The organism is Enterobacter cloacae complex sp. 394F7 (genome assembly GCF_057320385.1).
The window spans coordinates 502,575-516,723 of record NZ_JBXWCS010000001.1 but is presented as its reverse complement, the minus strand read 5'-3'; the positions used below and the strand labels follow the sequence as shown (position 1 = coordinate 516,723).

At 53.7% G+C, this 14,149-nt stretch carries 16 protein-coding genes; 8 read left to right on the top strand and 8 right to left on the bottom strand.

The genetic code is table 11. The features are described from left to right. Positions 1 to 401 precede the first annotated feature (401 nt). Positions 402 to 968, bottom strand: a complete 567-nt coding sequence (gene gmhB, locus AC2FAK_RS02480; RefSeq protein WP_020688563.1) for a D-glycero-beta-D-manno-heptose 1,7-bisphosphate 7-phosphatase — start codon at positions 966 to 968, stop codon at positions 402 to 404. A 188-nt stretch (positions 969 to 1,156) separates the two neighbouring features. Between gmhB and metN the strand changes: the two genes are divergently transcribed. The 6 genes from metN (at position 1,157) to proS (ending at position 6,738) form a co-directional block, all read left to right on the top strand. Further along, positions 1,157 to 2,188, top strand: a complete 1,032-nt coding sequence (metN, locus tag AC2FAK_RS02475; protein ID WP_023621751.1) for a methionine ABC transporter ATP-binding protein MetN — start codon at positions 1,157 to 1,159, stop codon at positions 2,186 to 2,188. After that, the gene (locus tag AC2FAK_RS02470; protein ID WP_003856130.1) at positions 2,181 to 2,834 is read left to right on the top strand and encodes a methionine ABC transporter permease MetI; all 654 of its coding nucleotides are present in this window, start codon (positions 2,181 to 2,183) and stop codon (positions 2,832 to 2,834) included. Before metN ends, AC2FAK_RS02470 begins: the two co-directional genes overlap by 8 nt. A gap of 41 nt (positions 2,835 to 2,875) precedes the next feature. Continuing rightward, a complete protein-coding gene (gene metQ / locus AC2FAK_RS02465) occupies positions 2,876 to 3,691 on the top strand; it encodes a methionine ABC transporter substrate-binding lipoprotein MetQ (protein ID WP_013095678.1) in 816 nt (271 codons plus the stop codon). 106 nt (positions 3,692 to 3,797) lie between these two features. Then, positions 3,798 to 4,202: an Rcs stress response system protein RcsF gene (rcsF, locus tag AC2FAK_RS02460; protein WP_023621752.1), complete on the top strand. Its 405-nt coding sequence runs from the start codon at positions 3,798 to 3,800 to the stop codon at positions 4,200 to 4,202. Beyond that, positions 4,199 to 4,906 carry a tRNA (N6-threonylcarbamoyladenosine(37)-N6)-methyltransferase TrmO gene (gene tsaA / locus AC2FAK_RS02455; RefSeq protein WP_047352014.1) on the top strand — a complete coding sequence of 236 codons (708 nt, stop codon included), beginning with the start codon at positions 4,199 to 4,201 and terminating at the stop codon, positions 4,904 to 4,906. The genes rcsF and tsaA overlap by 4 nt, the downstream gene beginning before the upstream one ends. 113 nt (positions 4,907 to 5,019) lie before the next feature. Beyond that, complete coding sequence (gene proS / locus AC2FAK_RS02450) at positions 5,020 to 6,738, top strand: proline--tRNA ligase (protein ID WP_038418725.1); 1,719 nt, start codon at positions 5,020 to 5,022, stop codon at positions 6,736 to 6,738. A gap of 49 nt (positions 6,739 to 6,787) precedes the next feature. Here proS and nlpE read toward each other — a convergent pair whose 3' ends face one another. Genes nlpE through AC2FAK_RS02435 form a run of 3 tightly spaced genes read right to left on the bottom strand, consistent with a single transcriptional unit; the run spans position 6,788 to position 8,484 of the window. Then, positions 6,788 to 7,486 carry an envelope stress response activation lipoprotein NlpE gene (gene nlpE, locus AC2FAK_RS02445; RefSeq protein ID WP_013095674.1) on the bottom strand — a complete coding sequence of 233 codons (699 nt, stop codon included), beginning with the start codon at positions 7,484 to 7,486 and terminating at the stop codon, positions 6,788 to 6,790. Between the two features lie 33 nt (positions 7,487 to 7,519). Continuing rightward, the gene (arfB, locus tag AC2FAK_RS02440) at positions 7,520 to 7,942 is read right to left on the bottom strand and encodes an alternative ribosome rescue aminoacyl-tRNA hydrolase ArfB (RefSeq protein WP_020688557.1); all 423 of its coding nucleotides are present in this window, start codon (positions 7,940 to 7,942) and stop codon (positions 7,520 to 7,522) included. Beyond that, positions 7,939 to 8,484 (bottom strand): YaeQ family protein, encoded by a 546-nt coding sequence (locus tag AC2FAK_RS02435; RefSeq protein ID WP_020688556.1) that lies wholly within the window; start codon positions 8,482 to 8,484, stop codon positions 7,939 to 7,941. The genes arfB and AC2FAK_RS02435 overlap by 4 nt, the downstream gene beginning before the upstream one ends. Before the next feature lie 196 nt (positions 8,485 to 8,680). On the opposite strand from AC2FAK_RS02435, the gene AC2FAK_RS02430 reads away from it, so the two are divergent. Further along, the gene (locus AC2FAK_RS02430) at positions 8,681 to 8,881 is read left to right on the top strand and encodes a YaeP family protein (protein ID WP_008501889.1); all 201 of its coding nucleotides are present in this window, start codon (positions 8,681 to 8,683) and stop codon (positions 8,879 to 8,881) included. Beyond that, on the top strand, positions 8,868 to 9,128 hold the full coding sequence (gene rof, locus AC2FAK_RS02425; RefSeq protein WP_014830722.1) for a Rho-binding antiterminator: 261 nt from the start codon (positions 8,868 to 8,870) through the stop codon (positions 9,126 to 9,128). The genes AC2FAK_RS02430 and rof overlap by 14 nt, the downstream gene beginning before the upstream one ends. A 28-nt stretch (positions 9,129 to 9,156) precedes the next feature. Here rof and tilS read toward each other — a convergent pair whose 3' ends face one another. From tilS to accA, 4 genes are all read right to left on the bottom strand, one after another. Next, entirely contained in the window at positions 9,157 to 10,443 is a 1,287-nt protein-coding gene (gene tilS, locus AC2FAK_RS02420; RefSeq protein WP_095455332.1) for a tRNA lysidine(34) synthetase TilS, read from the bottom strand. Positions 10,444 to 10,501: 58 nt separating this feature from the next. After that, positions 10,502 to 10,891: a VOC family protein gene (locus AC2FAK_RS02415; protein ID WP_013095668.1), complete on the bottom strand. Its 390-nt coding sequence runs from the start codon at positions 10,889 to 10,891 to the stop codon at positions 10,502 to 10,504. A gap of 65 nt (positions 10,892 to 10,956) precedes the next feature. After that, positions 10,957 to 13,089: a lysine decarboxylase LdcC gene (locus AC2FAK_RS02410; protein WP_095455333.1), complete on the bottom strand. Its 2,133-nt coding sequence runs from the start codon at positions 13,087 to 13,089 to the stop codon at positions 10,957 to 10,959. Positions 13,090 to 13,189: 100 nt separating this feature from the next. Continuing rightward, the gene (gene accA, locus AC2FAK_RS02405; RefSeq protein WP_013095666.1) at positions 13,190 to 14,149 is read right to left on the bottom strand and encodes an acetyl-CoA carboxylase carboxyl transferase subunit alpha; all 960 of its coding nucleotides are present in this window, start codon (positions 14,147 to 14,149) and stop codon (positions 13,190 to 13,192) included.

Genomic DNA, 14,149 nt, shown 5'->3' with positions numbered 1-14,149 from the left:
AATCTGAGCCATGATCAAACTCTTCAATTTAAAAGTTTGATGCTCAATGAATTAAACTTCGTAATGAATTACGTGTTCACTCGTTGAGACTTGGTATTCATTTTTTGTCCGAAGACATTAAGAATCCATGTCACTTTGAGTGCCCACACAGATTGTCTGATAAATTGTTAAAGAGCAGTTGCGACGCGCTTCAGCGCTCTGTCGCGAGGTGGCGTATATTACGCTTTCCTCTTTCAGAGTCAACCCTGATTTTCAGGATTTTTTCTCTTCAACCGACCGGGTTGTTTGTGAAGTGATTCACATCCGCCGTGTCGATGGAGGCGCATTATAGGGGGCCTCCGGGGAATGACAAGCGGAAATATGCATTTTTATTTCAACCGCTCATCTTTTCACCAAAAAGCCTATTTTTGGTGCTTTTTGATCGCTTCAGGCAGCTCGGCCAGGCTATTAATCACCCAATCCGCTGCAGTCTCTGCTTCTGGCGTCACGGGTTTGCCGGTGCGAACTAATACTTTGGTACCCACACCCGCCGCGGTTGCCGCCTGCATATCTTCCATTTTATCGCCCACCATATAAGAAGCGGCCATATCAATATGCAGAAATTCCTGCGCCGAGATAAACATCCCCGGGTGCGGCTTACGGCAATCACAGGTCTGGCGATACTCTTCTACCGTTCCCTGCGGGTGATGAGGACAATAATAGATGCCATCAAGATCAACACCGCGGTCGGCAAGAGACCAGTCCATCCATTCCGTCAGCGTTTCGAATTGCGCTTCGGTAAATTTGCCACGCGCGATACCAGACTGGTTGGTGACAACCACCAGCGCATAGCCCATCTCTTTTAGCTGGCGCATGGCATCGATAACGCCTTCGATAAATTCGAACTCGTCAATCTCGTGAACATAACCGTGATCCACATTAATAGTGCCATCACGATCGAGAAAAATTGCGGGTACTGATTTTGCCACCGGTTTGCTCCTGAAAAAGGCGTGTTCAGCTAGTATCTCATGAATCGCAGCGCAATAAAGTGCTCATCGCACAGAGTTGGATTGATTTAGACGTCTGGATGCCTTAACATCCGTTTTGTTTACGGGCATCACCCGTATCTGGCAGACGAAAATGCCACGGCTAACTTACATACGATAAAAATAATCTAATGATTAAACTTTCCAATATCACCAAAGTGTTCCAGCAGGGGAACCGAACCATTCAGGCGCTGAACAATGTCAGCCTGCATGTTCCTGCTGGTCAGATTTATGGCGTCATTGGCGCATCGGGTGCAGGTAAAAGTACACTGATCCGTTGTGTTAACCTGCTTGAGCGCCCAACCCAGGGCAGCGTAGAAGTTGGCGGACAAGAACTGACCGCGCTCTCAGAAAAAGAACTGACCAAAGCGCGTCGCCAGATTGGCATGATCTTCCAGCACTTTAACCTGCTGGCGTCACGCACGGTGTTCGGCAACGTCGCCTTACCGCTGGAGCTCGACAACACGCCTAAAGATGAGGTTAAGCGTCGCGTAACCGAGCTGCTGGATCTCGTCGGTCTGGGTGATAAACATGATAGCTACCCGGCCAATCTGTCTGGCGGACAAAAACAGCGTGTAGCCATTGCCCGTGCGCTGGCAAGCAATCCCAAAGTGCTGCTGTGCGATGAAGCCACCAGCGCATTAGACCCGGCCACCACCCGTTCTATTCTGGAACTGCTGAAAGACATTAACCGTCGTCTCGGCCTGACGATCCTCCTGATTACCCACGAGATGGATGTCGTAAAACGCATCTGTGACTGTGTTGCCGTGATCAGCAACGGTGAACTGATTGAGCAGGACACGGTAAGTGAAGTGTTTTCACATCCTAAGACCCCGCTGGCGCAGCAATTTATTCAGTCCACACTGCATCTGGATATTCCGGAAGATTATCTGGAACGTTTGAAAACCGAACCCACGACGGACAGCGTCCCGATGCTGCGAATGGAGTTCACCGGTCAGTCCGTTGATGCCCCGCTGCTTTCCGAAACCGCGCGCCGCTTCAATGTGAACAACAACATCATCAGCGCGCAGATGGATTACGCCGGTGGCGTGAAGTTCGGCATCATGCTGACGGAAATGCACGGCACACAAGAAGAAACCCAGGCGGCAATTGCCTGGCTGCAAGAACATCACGTAAAAATAGAGGTACTGGGTTATGTCTGAGCCGATGATGTGGCTGCTGGTTCGCGGCGTTTGGGAAACGCTGGCAATGACCTTTGTATCCGGTTTCTTTGGTTTTGTGATTGGCCTGCCGGTCGGCGTACTGCTGTACGTGACGCGTCCGGGTCAAATCATTGAGAACGCGAAGTTGTACCGTACGCTCTCTGCGCTGGTGAATATCTTCCGTTCTATCCCGTTTATTATTCTGCTGGTATGGATGATTCCATTCACCCGCGTGATTGTCGGCACCTCTATTGGTCTGCAGGCGGCCATTGTTCCCCTGACGGTTGGCGCCGCGCCGTTTATCGCGCGTATGGTGGAAAACGCCCTGCTTGAAATTCCAACCGGGTTGATCGAAGCTTCCCGCGCAATGGGCGCCACGCCGATGCAGATCGTGCGCAAGGTTCTGCTGCCGGAAGCACTGCCAGGCCTGGTGAATGCGGCAACCATTACGCTTATCACCCTGGTCGGTTATTCCGCGATGGGCGGTGCCGTTGGCGCTGGCGGTTTAGGCCAGATTGGTTACCAGTACGGCTATATTGGTTATAACGCTACCGTAATGAATACCGTTCTGGTATTGCTGGTTGTACTGGTTTATCTCATCCAGTTCTCTGGCGATCGCATCGTCCGGGCTGTTACGCACAAATAACGTTACACACAACACAAACTCGACGAGTTAAGGATAAAAACATGGCGTTTAAATTAAAGACCTTTGCTGCAGCAGGCGCGCTGATCGGCTCTCTGGCACTGGTGGGTTGTGGTCAGGACGAAAAAGATCCAAACCACATTAAAGTGGGCGTTATCGTGGGTGCAGAACAGCAGGTTGCTGAAACCGCTCAGAAAGTGGCAAAAGAGAAGTATGGCCTTGATGTTGAGCTGGTGACCTTCAACGATTACGTTCTGCCGAACGAAGCGCTGAGCAAAGGCGATATTGACGCCAACGCCTTCCAGCACAAACCGTATCTGGATCAGCAGATTAAGGATCGCGGCTACAAACTGGTTGCGGTGGGTAACACCTTCGTTTACCCAATCGCGGGCTACTCCAAGAAGATTAAATCGCTGGACGAATTGCAGCCAGGCTCTCAGGTTGCTGTGCCAAACGATCCAACTAACCTGGGCCGCTCCCTGCTGCTGCTGCAGAAAGTGGGCCTGATTAAACTGAAAGACGGCGTTGGCCTGCTGCCGACCGTTCTCGACGTGACCGAGAACCCGAAAAATCTGAAAATTGTTGAGCTGGAAGCGCCACAGCTGCCACGCTCTCTGGACGATGCGCAGATCGCCCTGGCTGTTATCAACACTACCTACGCCAGCCAGATTGGCCTGACCCCGGCAAAAGACGGCATCTTTGTTGAAGACAAAGATTCCCCGTACGTTAACCTGATCGTGACCCGTGAAGACAACAAAGACGCGGAAAACGTGAAGAAATTCGTTCAGGCTTATCAGTCTGAAGAAGTTTACCAGGAAGCCAACAAAGTGTTTAACGGCGGCGCGGTTAAAGGCTGGTAATCTGACCTCAGTGTAATATCATCAAGACGGGCTTCTGCCCGTCTTGTCATTTGTGCAGTCAACTGATTCAATATCTGACGTTTTGATTATCCACTGAGGAATTATTATGCGTGCTTTACCGATCTGTCTTTTAGCACTGATGCTGAGCGGCTGTTCTATGCTAAGCAGATCTCCAGTTGAACCCGTTCAAAGCACTGCAACCCCGCCAAAAGCAGAGCCCGTTAAACCTAAAGCGCCTCGCCCTGCGCCGGTACGTATCATTACCAAAGCCGACGACCTCGTGGGCAAGCCTTTCCGTGAGCTCGGTGAGGTGAGCGGTGAATCCTGTCAGGCTACCAATCAGGACTCCCCACCCAACATTCCGACAGCCCGTAAACGTATGCAGATCAACGCGGCCAAAATGAAAGCTAACGCGGTACTGTTGCACAGCTGTGAGGTCACCAGCGGGACACCAGGCTGCTATCGTCAGGCGGTGTGTATTGGTTCGGCGCTGACCATTTCGGCGAAATGAGTGCCTTTCATTTCGAACAGATAGGCGTTATCCGCTCTCCTTACAAAGAGAAGTTTGCCGTGCCACGCCAGCCGGGTCTGGTCACCAGCGGCAGCGGTGAACTTCACTTGATTGCGCCCTATAATCAGGCCGATGCGGTGCGCGGGCTTGAGGCGTTCAGCCATTTATGGGTTGTTTTTGTGTTTCACCAGACGATGGACGGTGGCTGGCGTCCTACGGTGCGCCCTCCTCGTCTGGGCGGAAATGCCCGGATGGGGGTATTCGCGACCCGCTCAACCTTTCGTCCAAACCCGATCGGCATGTCGCTGGTTGAACTGAAAGGAATACGCTGTCAGAAAGATCAGGTGATACTGGAGTTAGGCAGCCTTGACCTGGTTGATGGCACCCCGGTTATCGACATTAAACCCTATCTGCCTTTTGCCGAAGCGTTGCCAGATGCCCGGGCCAGCTACGCCCAGCAAGCACCGCAGGCGGATATGCCTGTTCACTTTACGCCAGAGCTGCTTACGCAATTTGGCCAACTGGAAAAGCGCTATCCCCGTTTGCGGGACTTTATCGTAGACGTTCTGGCGCAGGATCCGCGTCCAGCCTACCGTAAAGAAGAGGAAGCCGGGAAAACCTACGCCGTCTGGCTGCTGGATTTTAATGTCCGCTGGCGCGTGACAGAGACCGGTTTTGAAGTGTTTGCCCTGGAACCCAGGTAATTTTCTTCTCCTCTCTTTTGGCATCTTTGCCACACTGGTAAACTAAACCACTTTTTTTTGTGTCAGGCTGGTGTTTCAGCCTGTTCCAATCGTCGAAATGGAACCGTAACAACATGCGTACTAGCCAATATCTGCTCTCCACACTGAAGGAGACACCTGCCGACGCCGAAGTCATCAGCCATCAGCTGATGCTGCGCGCCGGGATGATCCGCAAGCTGGCCTCCGGGTTGTACACCTGGCTGCCGACCGGCGTGCGCGTCCTGAAAAAAGTCGAAAACATCGTGCGTGAAGAGATGAATAACGCCGGTGCTATCGAGGTGTCCATGCCCGTGGTTCAGCCCGCTGACCTGTGGCAGGAGAGCGGCCGTTGGGAGCAATATGGCCCTGAACTGCTGCGCTTCGTTGACCGCGGCGAGCGTCCGTTCGTCCTCGGCCCGACGCATGAAGAAGTGATCACCGATCTGATTCGCAATGAGCTGAGCTCTTACAAACAGCTGCCGCTGAACTTCTTCCAGATCCAGACCAAGTTCCGTGACGAAGTTCGCCCACGTTTCGGCGTTATGCGTTCTCGCGAATTCCTGATGAAAGATGCTTACTCTTTCCATACTTCTCAGGAATCTCTGCAAGAGACCTACGACAAAATGTACGAGGCTTACAGCAAAATCTTCTCCCGCATGGGGCTGGATTTCCGTGCTGTGCAGGCCGATACCGGCTCTATCGGTGGTAGCGCGTCCCATGAGTTCCAGGTTCTGGCGCAGAGCGGTGAAGACGATGTGATCTTCTCTGACTCCTCTGACTACGCGGCAAACATTGAATTTGCTGAAGCACTGGCACCAAAAGAACCACGCGGCGCGGCAACCCAGGAAATGACGCTGGTTGACACGCCAAATGCCAAAACCATTGCCGAGCTGGTTGAGCAGTTTGCGCTGCCGATCGAAAAAACCGTTAAAACGCTGCTGGTGAAATCCACTGAAGGCAGTGCATATCCGCTGGTTGCCCTGCTGGTACGTGGTGATCACGAGCTGAACGAAGTGAAAGCTGAGAAGCTGCCACAGGTTGCCAGCCCACTGACCTTCGCAACGGAAGCAGAAATCCGCGCCGTCGTAAACGCAGGCCCAGGCTCTCTGGGTCCGGTGAATATGACTGTGCCTGTTGTGATTGACCGCACGGTTGCGGCGATGAGCGACTTCGCTGCAGGCGCTAATATTGATGGTAAACACTACTTTGGCATCAACTGGGATCGCGATGTGGCAACGCCAGAAGTGGCGGATATCCGCAACGTTGTTGCAGGCGATCCAAGCCCGGATGGCCAGGGCACCCTGATGATTAAACGCGGCATCGAAGTGGGGCATATCTTCCAGCTGGGCGATAAATATTCCCGTGCGCTGAACGCTGCCGTTCAGGGTGAAGATGGCCGTAACCAGATCCTGACCATGGGTTGCTACGGTATCGGGGTCACGCGCGTGGTGGCTGCGGCGATTGAGCAGAACTACGACGAGCGTGGCATTGTCTGGCCGGATAACATCGCGCCGTTCCAGGTGGCGATCCTGCCAATGAACATGCACAAGTCTTACCGTGTGCAGGAGCTGGCTGAGAAACTGTACGCAGAGCTGCGCGCGCAGGGTATCGAAGTGCTGATGGACGACCGTAAAGAACGTCCGGGCGTGATGTTTGCTGATATGGAACTGATTGGTATTCCTCATACCATCGTTATCGGTGACCGTAACCTCGACAGCGACGAGATTGAATATAAATACCGTCGTAGCGGCGAAAAACAGATGATTAAGACCGGTGATATCCTTGATTACCTGGTAAAAGCCATCAAAGGTTAAATAAAAAAACCCCGCTCAGGCGGGGTTTTTTCATGGCGCAAAGCCAGCGTTATTTACTGTTACAGTCTTTGCCTGCCGCGAACTTCGCATCTTTATCTGCCACAAGGGTTTTCACCAACTCGCCGCTATCCGGGTTTGGCTCCAGCGTAAAGTGACCGTCGACCGTCAATAATACCGGCTTACTGTCATTTCCGCGTGCGACCGCATAATCCCGTTCCAGCTGGGCATTGTTCGCCACGCTCACTTTCTTACCCGTTGCGCAATCTGTAAAGATGGCCGCATCAGCCATATAGAAATACATGCCCCGCATCGGCATCGGCGTGGCCGGCAGCGCCGCTTTCACCGGAGCCAGCGTGTAGTTGAACTGGGATTCAATCGGGTTGCCTTCACGGTCGAGCATCTCCATCCCCTCGCCTTTGGCGCGGAAATACGTTTTCTCGCCGCTCGTATCGGTCAACACCAGCTTCTCGGCCGTGCGTGCCCATGTCCCGTAAGTCGCAAAAGAGGAGGGTTCTTTCGCGCCCTGATACCGCTGATTCATGACCCACGTACCGTCTTTTTGCAGGAACAGCGACGTCTCAATGCCTTCACAGTCGGCACAAGGCAGTACGCCGCGCCAGCTCTGCTGCATTGGCTTTAACTCTTCATTCTGCGTGGGCTGCAGGACCTGCGTTTCCGAACGGTTGTTACATCCGAAAAGCGCAAAGAGCGTACTCACTGCCAACGCTGACCATAATGCTTTTTTCACAATGAATTCCTTATGAAATAGTGTTCCTTTTCGTCAATCCAAAGGGCGACGAACTTTACCGCGTAGTGCTTTCACTGTGGATTTCTGAGCCTTTGACGACAACCGACGCTCTTTCGATGCGCGGGTTGGCCGCGTTGCCCGACGGCTTTTTTGCACCGCAGTTAATTCTTTTATCACCGCCACCAGTCTGGCAATTGCCGCTTCCCGGTTTAACTCCTGGCTACGGTACTCCTGCGCCTTGATCACAATGACACCGTCACTGGTGATCAGATGATGGCTGGCAGCGAGCAGACTTTCCTTATAATACTCTGGCAGGCTTGAGGCCCGAATGTCAAAGCGCAAATGGATAGCGGTTGAAGCCTTGTTAACGTGCTGTCCCCCCGCCCCCTGCGCACGGATGGCGGTGATCTCCAGCTCATTGTCCGGGATGCTGACGTTTCGGGACAACACGATCATGAAGCAGGCTGCCACGCCGTCAGATGAATTTCCAGATTATTCTGAGAGTCAGAAAGCCAGATTGCGCCGTCCTGGATCGTCGCCTGCAGAGTCATCGTCCGGCTGGCAAATTCGCTCAGCTGCGCCAGTTGTTCATCATCCAGATACCAGACCGTGAGGTTTTTAAACTGACCGCACTTGCTCTTGTTTTGCTGCCACCAGATTTCCGCAGCGCGTTGGTTGTACGCGAATAGCGCCACTTCCGCAGACTGGGTACACGCCTTTTTGAGGCGGCGCTCATCCGGCAGACCAAGTTCAATCCATAAATCGATACCCAGATGATCGTTACGCAGCCAGGCTTCCGGCTCGTCTTCTGCGCTTAAGCCACGGGTAAACTGCAGACGCTCGTCGGCATATTTAATCCACGCCAGCAGGCGCAGCATCATGCGCTCCTGGGTTTCAGAGGGGTGACGCGCCAGCGTCAGTGACGCATCCAGAAACTGGTTGCGGTCAAGGTCAGCCACATTGACCACCGCTTTATAAATTGTCGCTTTCAGCGCCATGGGAGAACTCCTTTCGAATCAGGCGCACATTGTAGCGAAAACAGCGGCAAAAGGCTGTTACGCCGTGATGAATACGGCGCCATCAAGGCTCTGATATTGCTTAAATGAGTATGGTATAGTCACCTTGCTAAACCGAGTTTATCTTCGTAGGCTTAATGATATCTCACAGTAAGTCAGTGCGCTGGCGGGAGGGGATGTGAATAATTATTGTGAGCTAATTCGCAAACGGTATGCGGAAATCGCCAGCGGAGATCTGGGATATGTCCCGGATGCGTTGGGCTGTGTATTGAAAGTGCTTAATGAAGTGGCCTCTGATGAGAGCCTTTCAGAATCGGTCAGGGAAAAAGCAGCGTATGCTGCGGCGAATTTACTGGTGAGCGATTATGTCGATGAATGATACTTATCAACCCATCAATTGTGATGACTATGACAACCTCGAACTCGCCTGCCAGCATCATTTAATACTGACGCTGGAGTTAAAAGATGGCGAAGTGTTGAAGGCGAAAGCCAGCGACCTGGTTTCACGTAAGAATGTGGAATATCTGATAGTGGAAGACGCCGGTGCGACGCGTGAGCTACGCCTGGACAAAATTGCCAGCTTCAGCCACCCGCAAATCGGCACCGTCGTGGTGAGCGAATCCTGATGACACTAACGGGCAGCCTGGCTGCCCGTTACGCTTTCCACTCCAGACTCACGCCCGATTCTGCCCAGCCCTCTTCTGTAATGAACACCCCTGCCGCCGCAATCAGCGTTTCACCGTAAAAAAGTAACGGCGTGGTATCGCGCAACCAGGGCGGCACATTGCACTCCTGCCAGATTTTTTTGAGCTTCCTTCCACCGTTACGTCCGACAATGTGCAGCATACCGCTGGCCTTAAAGCGCACGGTGACCGGTTCATCGGCTTTCGGTAAACGCACATGGCCTGGCGTCTCCAGAGACAAGCTTCCCATATCCCAGGGCAACAGCAGCGGTTTCACAGGCGATGGCCAGCCGAGCACCACATCTGCAAGCGAGGGGGTCGATTTCACCCACCACAGCTGGCCTTTATAGCGCCTGACGTCAAAACCGTTCAGGTGCACGCACGGCGTTGCATCCTCCCGCGCCTGGGCGACTTCGTCCCAGATACGTCCCAGCATGACACGCGATGGCATCGTGGCACGGTGAGAGGCCAGCCAACGGCGCAGCAGCGCGGCCCGACGAACCGGACTCATCGCCTCCAGCGGTGCGATCGCCAACGCCCCGTTTACCGAAATCAGTTCAGCCAGTTCTTCACTCAGCAGTTCATCCAGCAGGCTCTCCTGTTCGGCACACAACAGGGCGCTTCGTGCTGTTGCGTCTGCAAAGTGCGGCCAGCGTGCGGTCAGTAACGGCAAAACACGCAGACGCAGGAAATTACGATCGTAGCCATCGTCCTGATTGCTCTCATCTTCAATCCAGCTCAGCTGATATTGCTGCGCCCAGGCTTCCAGCGATGCGCGCGACTCGCCAAGCAGCGGACGCAATAATTGCGTCCCGGCAAAATCAGAGCGTTCAGGCATGGCGGAGAGCCCCGCCGGGCCACTTCCCCGTTTTAACGCCAGCAAAAAGGTTTCGCACTGGTCGTCAAGGTGCTGTGCCGTGACCAGCGCTTCGCCGGGCTGTAATGCCGCGGTAAATGCGGCATAGCGCGCTTTACGCGCGTGCGCTTCAATACCGAGCCCTTCATCTCTGAGCACCACCCGTTTAATCTCAAGCGGGATCGCCCAGGCCGAGCACACCGCTTTACAGTGCGCAACCCAGGCGTCGGCATGAGGACTCAGCCCATGATGGATATGCATCGCCCGGAGCTGAACGTCAGGTTGCTGATCGCGCCAGAGCTTGAGGCGATGGAGCAACACCGTAGAATCCAGGCCACCGCTAAATCCCACCAGCAGCTGGCGGTACGGTGAAACGGCTTGCGCAATAGCGGGTAGGGTCATAGAGAATTACACATAAAAAATGCCCGAACAGAGCGGGCATTATCACACAGGATGGCGCTTACTGCTGGTAAAGCTCCAGCGGAAGACCGTCCGGATCGTTGAAAAAAGTAAAACGCTTGTCGGTAAACGGATCGACACGAATCGCTTCGCACTTCACGCCATGTTCTTCAAGATGTTTTACCGCACGGTCAAGATCATCCACGCTAAAAGCCAGATGGCGCAGGCCGCAGGCTTCCGGACGAGACGGACGCGCAGGCGGGAAAGGAAAAGAGAACAGTTCAATGACATACTGCCCGTTTAACGCCAGATCGCCTTTCCAGGAGTCGCGCTCCACACGATAGGCCTCGCTTAACAGCGTAAAGCCCAGAATGTCGCAATAAAAGGCCTTACTTTTGGCGTAATCGGTGGCAATGATCGCAATATGATGAACCTGTTTTAAACCCAGCATAGCTTCTCCTTTTTATGATGCCTGAACGTTACAACCGAAAACCCGCCCCTGGCAAGCAGCCACCTTTATTTTAGGACTCGCACCCAGTAAACCCCATTTTCATCACGTTTCGCACCGTGGATATCCGTCTCGAAGCCCGGGTAGTGACGCCCCACAGAACAGAGCATCAGCAGAAAATCGAGCACCGCACGGCTCTCTTCGGTGATCATCTCTCCCGGCATCAGCAGCGGTACGCCCGGCGGATAAGGCAGGATCATATTGGCCGAGACGCGTCCCACCAGATTTTCCAGCTCAACGGTTTCTACCTCCCCTTTCACCTGTCGCTGCCAGGCTTTGTACGGCGTCAGTTTCATCTCAGGCAAGACGTCAAACGCCTGCAGCATCAGGCGCGGCAGATCGTGCTGGCGGATCAGTTTGTGGATCCCCTGCGCCAGATCCTGTATACGCATATTGCGATAAAAATCAGGATCCTCCGCATAGAGATCCGGCAGCATGTTCTTCACGCGCAGGTTCAGATCGTACGCACGCTTAAACTCCATCAGCCCACGTAGCAGACCCATCGCACGGGTTTTATCAATCCCAATGCTGAACAGGAACAACAGGTTATACGGTCCGGTTTTCTCCACCACCACGCCGCGCTCATCAAGGAATTTCGCCACCAGCGCGGCCGGAATGCCTTCGTCGCTCATGTTGCCCTGTTCATCCATGCCCGGCGTCAGGATGGTCACTTTTACCGGGTCGAGGAACATGTGGTCGGCATCGGCATCACGGAAGCCGTGCCACTCTTCACCCGGCGCGACCGGCCAGCACTCCGCCTCGTCAATCTCTTCCGGCTGCCAGATATCAAAGAACCAGCCCTCAGCCTCATCTTTTAACCGCTGAACCTCTTTGCGGAAATGCAGCGCGCGCTCCACAGAGCGATTGATAAGACGTTTACCCGGATTGCCGCGCAGCATCGCCGCAGCCGTTTCAATGGAGGCCACCAGCGGATAACTTGGTGAGGTGGTGGTGTGCATCATAAACGCTTCGTTAAACGTCTCTTCGTCGTACTCACCTTTGATATGAATAAGCGAGGCCTGGGAAAACGCAGCCAGCATTTTGTGCGTCGATTGCGTTTCGAAAAACACTTTGCCCGGCACGCGTTCGCCACTCATCCCGCTTTTACCCGCGTAGATGGGGTGAAAATTGGTATAAGGCACCCACGCGGAATCAAAGTGGATCGAGGGGACATCCAGCGTCTGTTTGATCCAGTTAGTGTTATACAGCAATCCGTCATAGGTGGAGTTGGTGATCACCGCATGGATCGGCCAGCTTGCGCCGGGGATCGCCGCCACCTTATTTTCTATGGCTGAATGGGTGAATTCACGGCGCGGAATTCCCCCCAGGATCCCCAGCGCGTTACGCGTGGGTGACAGCCAGAGCGGCACGACATCGCTCATCATCAGCAGATGCGCCAGCGACTTATGGCAGTTACGGTCGATGAGTAACGTACTTCCGGCCGGGGCGGCATACATGCCGACGATTTTATTTGACGTCGACGTACCGTTGGTCACCATATAGCTCTGCTCGGCCCCAAAGGTGCGGGCAATGTACTCTTCGGCTTCCAGATGTGGACCGGTGTGATCCAGCAATGAGCCAAGCTCGGTAACCGAAATCGATACATCCGCTTTCAGGGTGTTGCCGCCGAAGAAATCATAGAACAGGCAACCAACCGGGCTTTTTTGATAAGCCGTTCCCGCCATATGACCTGGCGTGCAAAAGGTGTACTTCCCTTCCTTCACATAGGTAAACAGCGCCCGGGTAAACGGTGGCGTGATGTTATCCAGATACTCGCCGGTATATTGCTGAATGCGGGCCGCAATATCTTCGGCCACGCCGAGTGAGTATTCGAAAAACCACAGCGCCATCCGCATATCCTGGGCACTGACGTCCATGGTCGAGTGGGTATTGATAAACGCATACAGCGGGAGATATTCATTCAGCTTGTTGATATCGCTGCACAGCTCCAGGTCGTACTCATCCCAGTCGAAGATCACGCCACAGATCCGCGGGTTGTGCTCAATGAACTTCAGCAGGTCAGCGCTGTTGTGCGGCCAGATCAGCTGATAGCCACGTGACTGCAGGGCCTGCTCCAGCTCCTTGATGGGCTCATCTTTATAAAAGACGCCGTGTGGCCCCATAATGGCAATAATATTCACGGGCTTCCTCCTTAAAAAACATTAGCTAAGCATAGCCAGGGTAAACCGCAGGTATAAAAAAAGCCGCAACAGTGTGCGGCTTTTCAGATAATTGTGAAGCTTACGCGTAACCGTAGGTCATCAGACGCTGGTAACGACGATTGAGCAGGTCTTCTTTGCTCAGCACATCCAGGTCCGCCAGATCGGCCAGCAGCTGCGCTTTCAGGGAAGCGGCCATCACTTCCGGCTTACGATGCGCACCACCCAGAGGTTCAGGGATGACGGTATCGATCAGCTTCAGCTCTTTCAGGCGTGGGGCAATGATGCCCATCGCTTCTGCAGCCAGAGGCGCTTTATCGGCGCTCTTCCACAGGATAGAGGCACACCCTTCCGGAGAGATAACGGAATAGGTGCTGTACTGCAGCATATTCACTTTATCGCCCACGCCAATCGCCAGCGCACCACCGGAACCACCTTCACCGATGACGGTACAGATGACAGGCACCTTCAGGCGAGACATCTCACGCAGGTTACGTGCGATGGCTTCAGACTGACCGCGCTCTTCCGCGCCCACGCCTGGGTAAGCACCCGGGGTGTCGATAAAGGTGATGATGGGCATATTGAAACGCTCAGCCATCTCCATCAGACGCAGGGCTTTACGGTAGCCTTCTGGTGCCGGCATACCAAAGTTACGACGGATCTTCTCTTTGGTTTCACGGCCTTTCTGATGGCCAATGATCATCACCGGACGTCCATCCAGACGAGCGATACCGCCGACGATAGCTTTATCGTCAGCGTAAGCGCGGTCGCCTGCCAGTTCGTCAAATTCGTCAAACGCCAGGCGGACATAATCCAGGGTGTACGGACGCTGTGGGTGACGCGCCAACTGGGCGATCTGCCATGCGCCGAGATCGGCAAAGATTTTGCGCGTCAGTTCTACGCTTTTTTCGCGCAGACGATGCACTTCTTCATCGATGTTAATATCCAGTTTTTCATCCTGACGGCTTACCGCTGTCAGAGAATCGATTTTCGCTTCCAGCTCAGCAATCGGCTGTTCGAAATCAAGGAAATTCAGACTCAT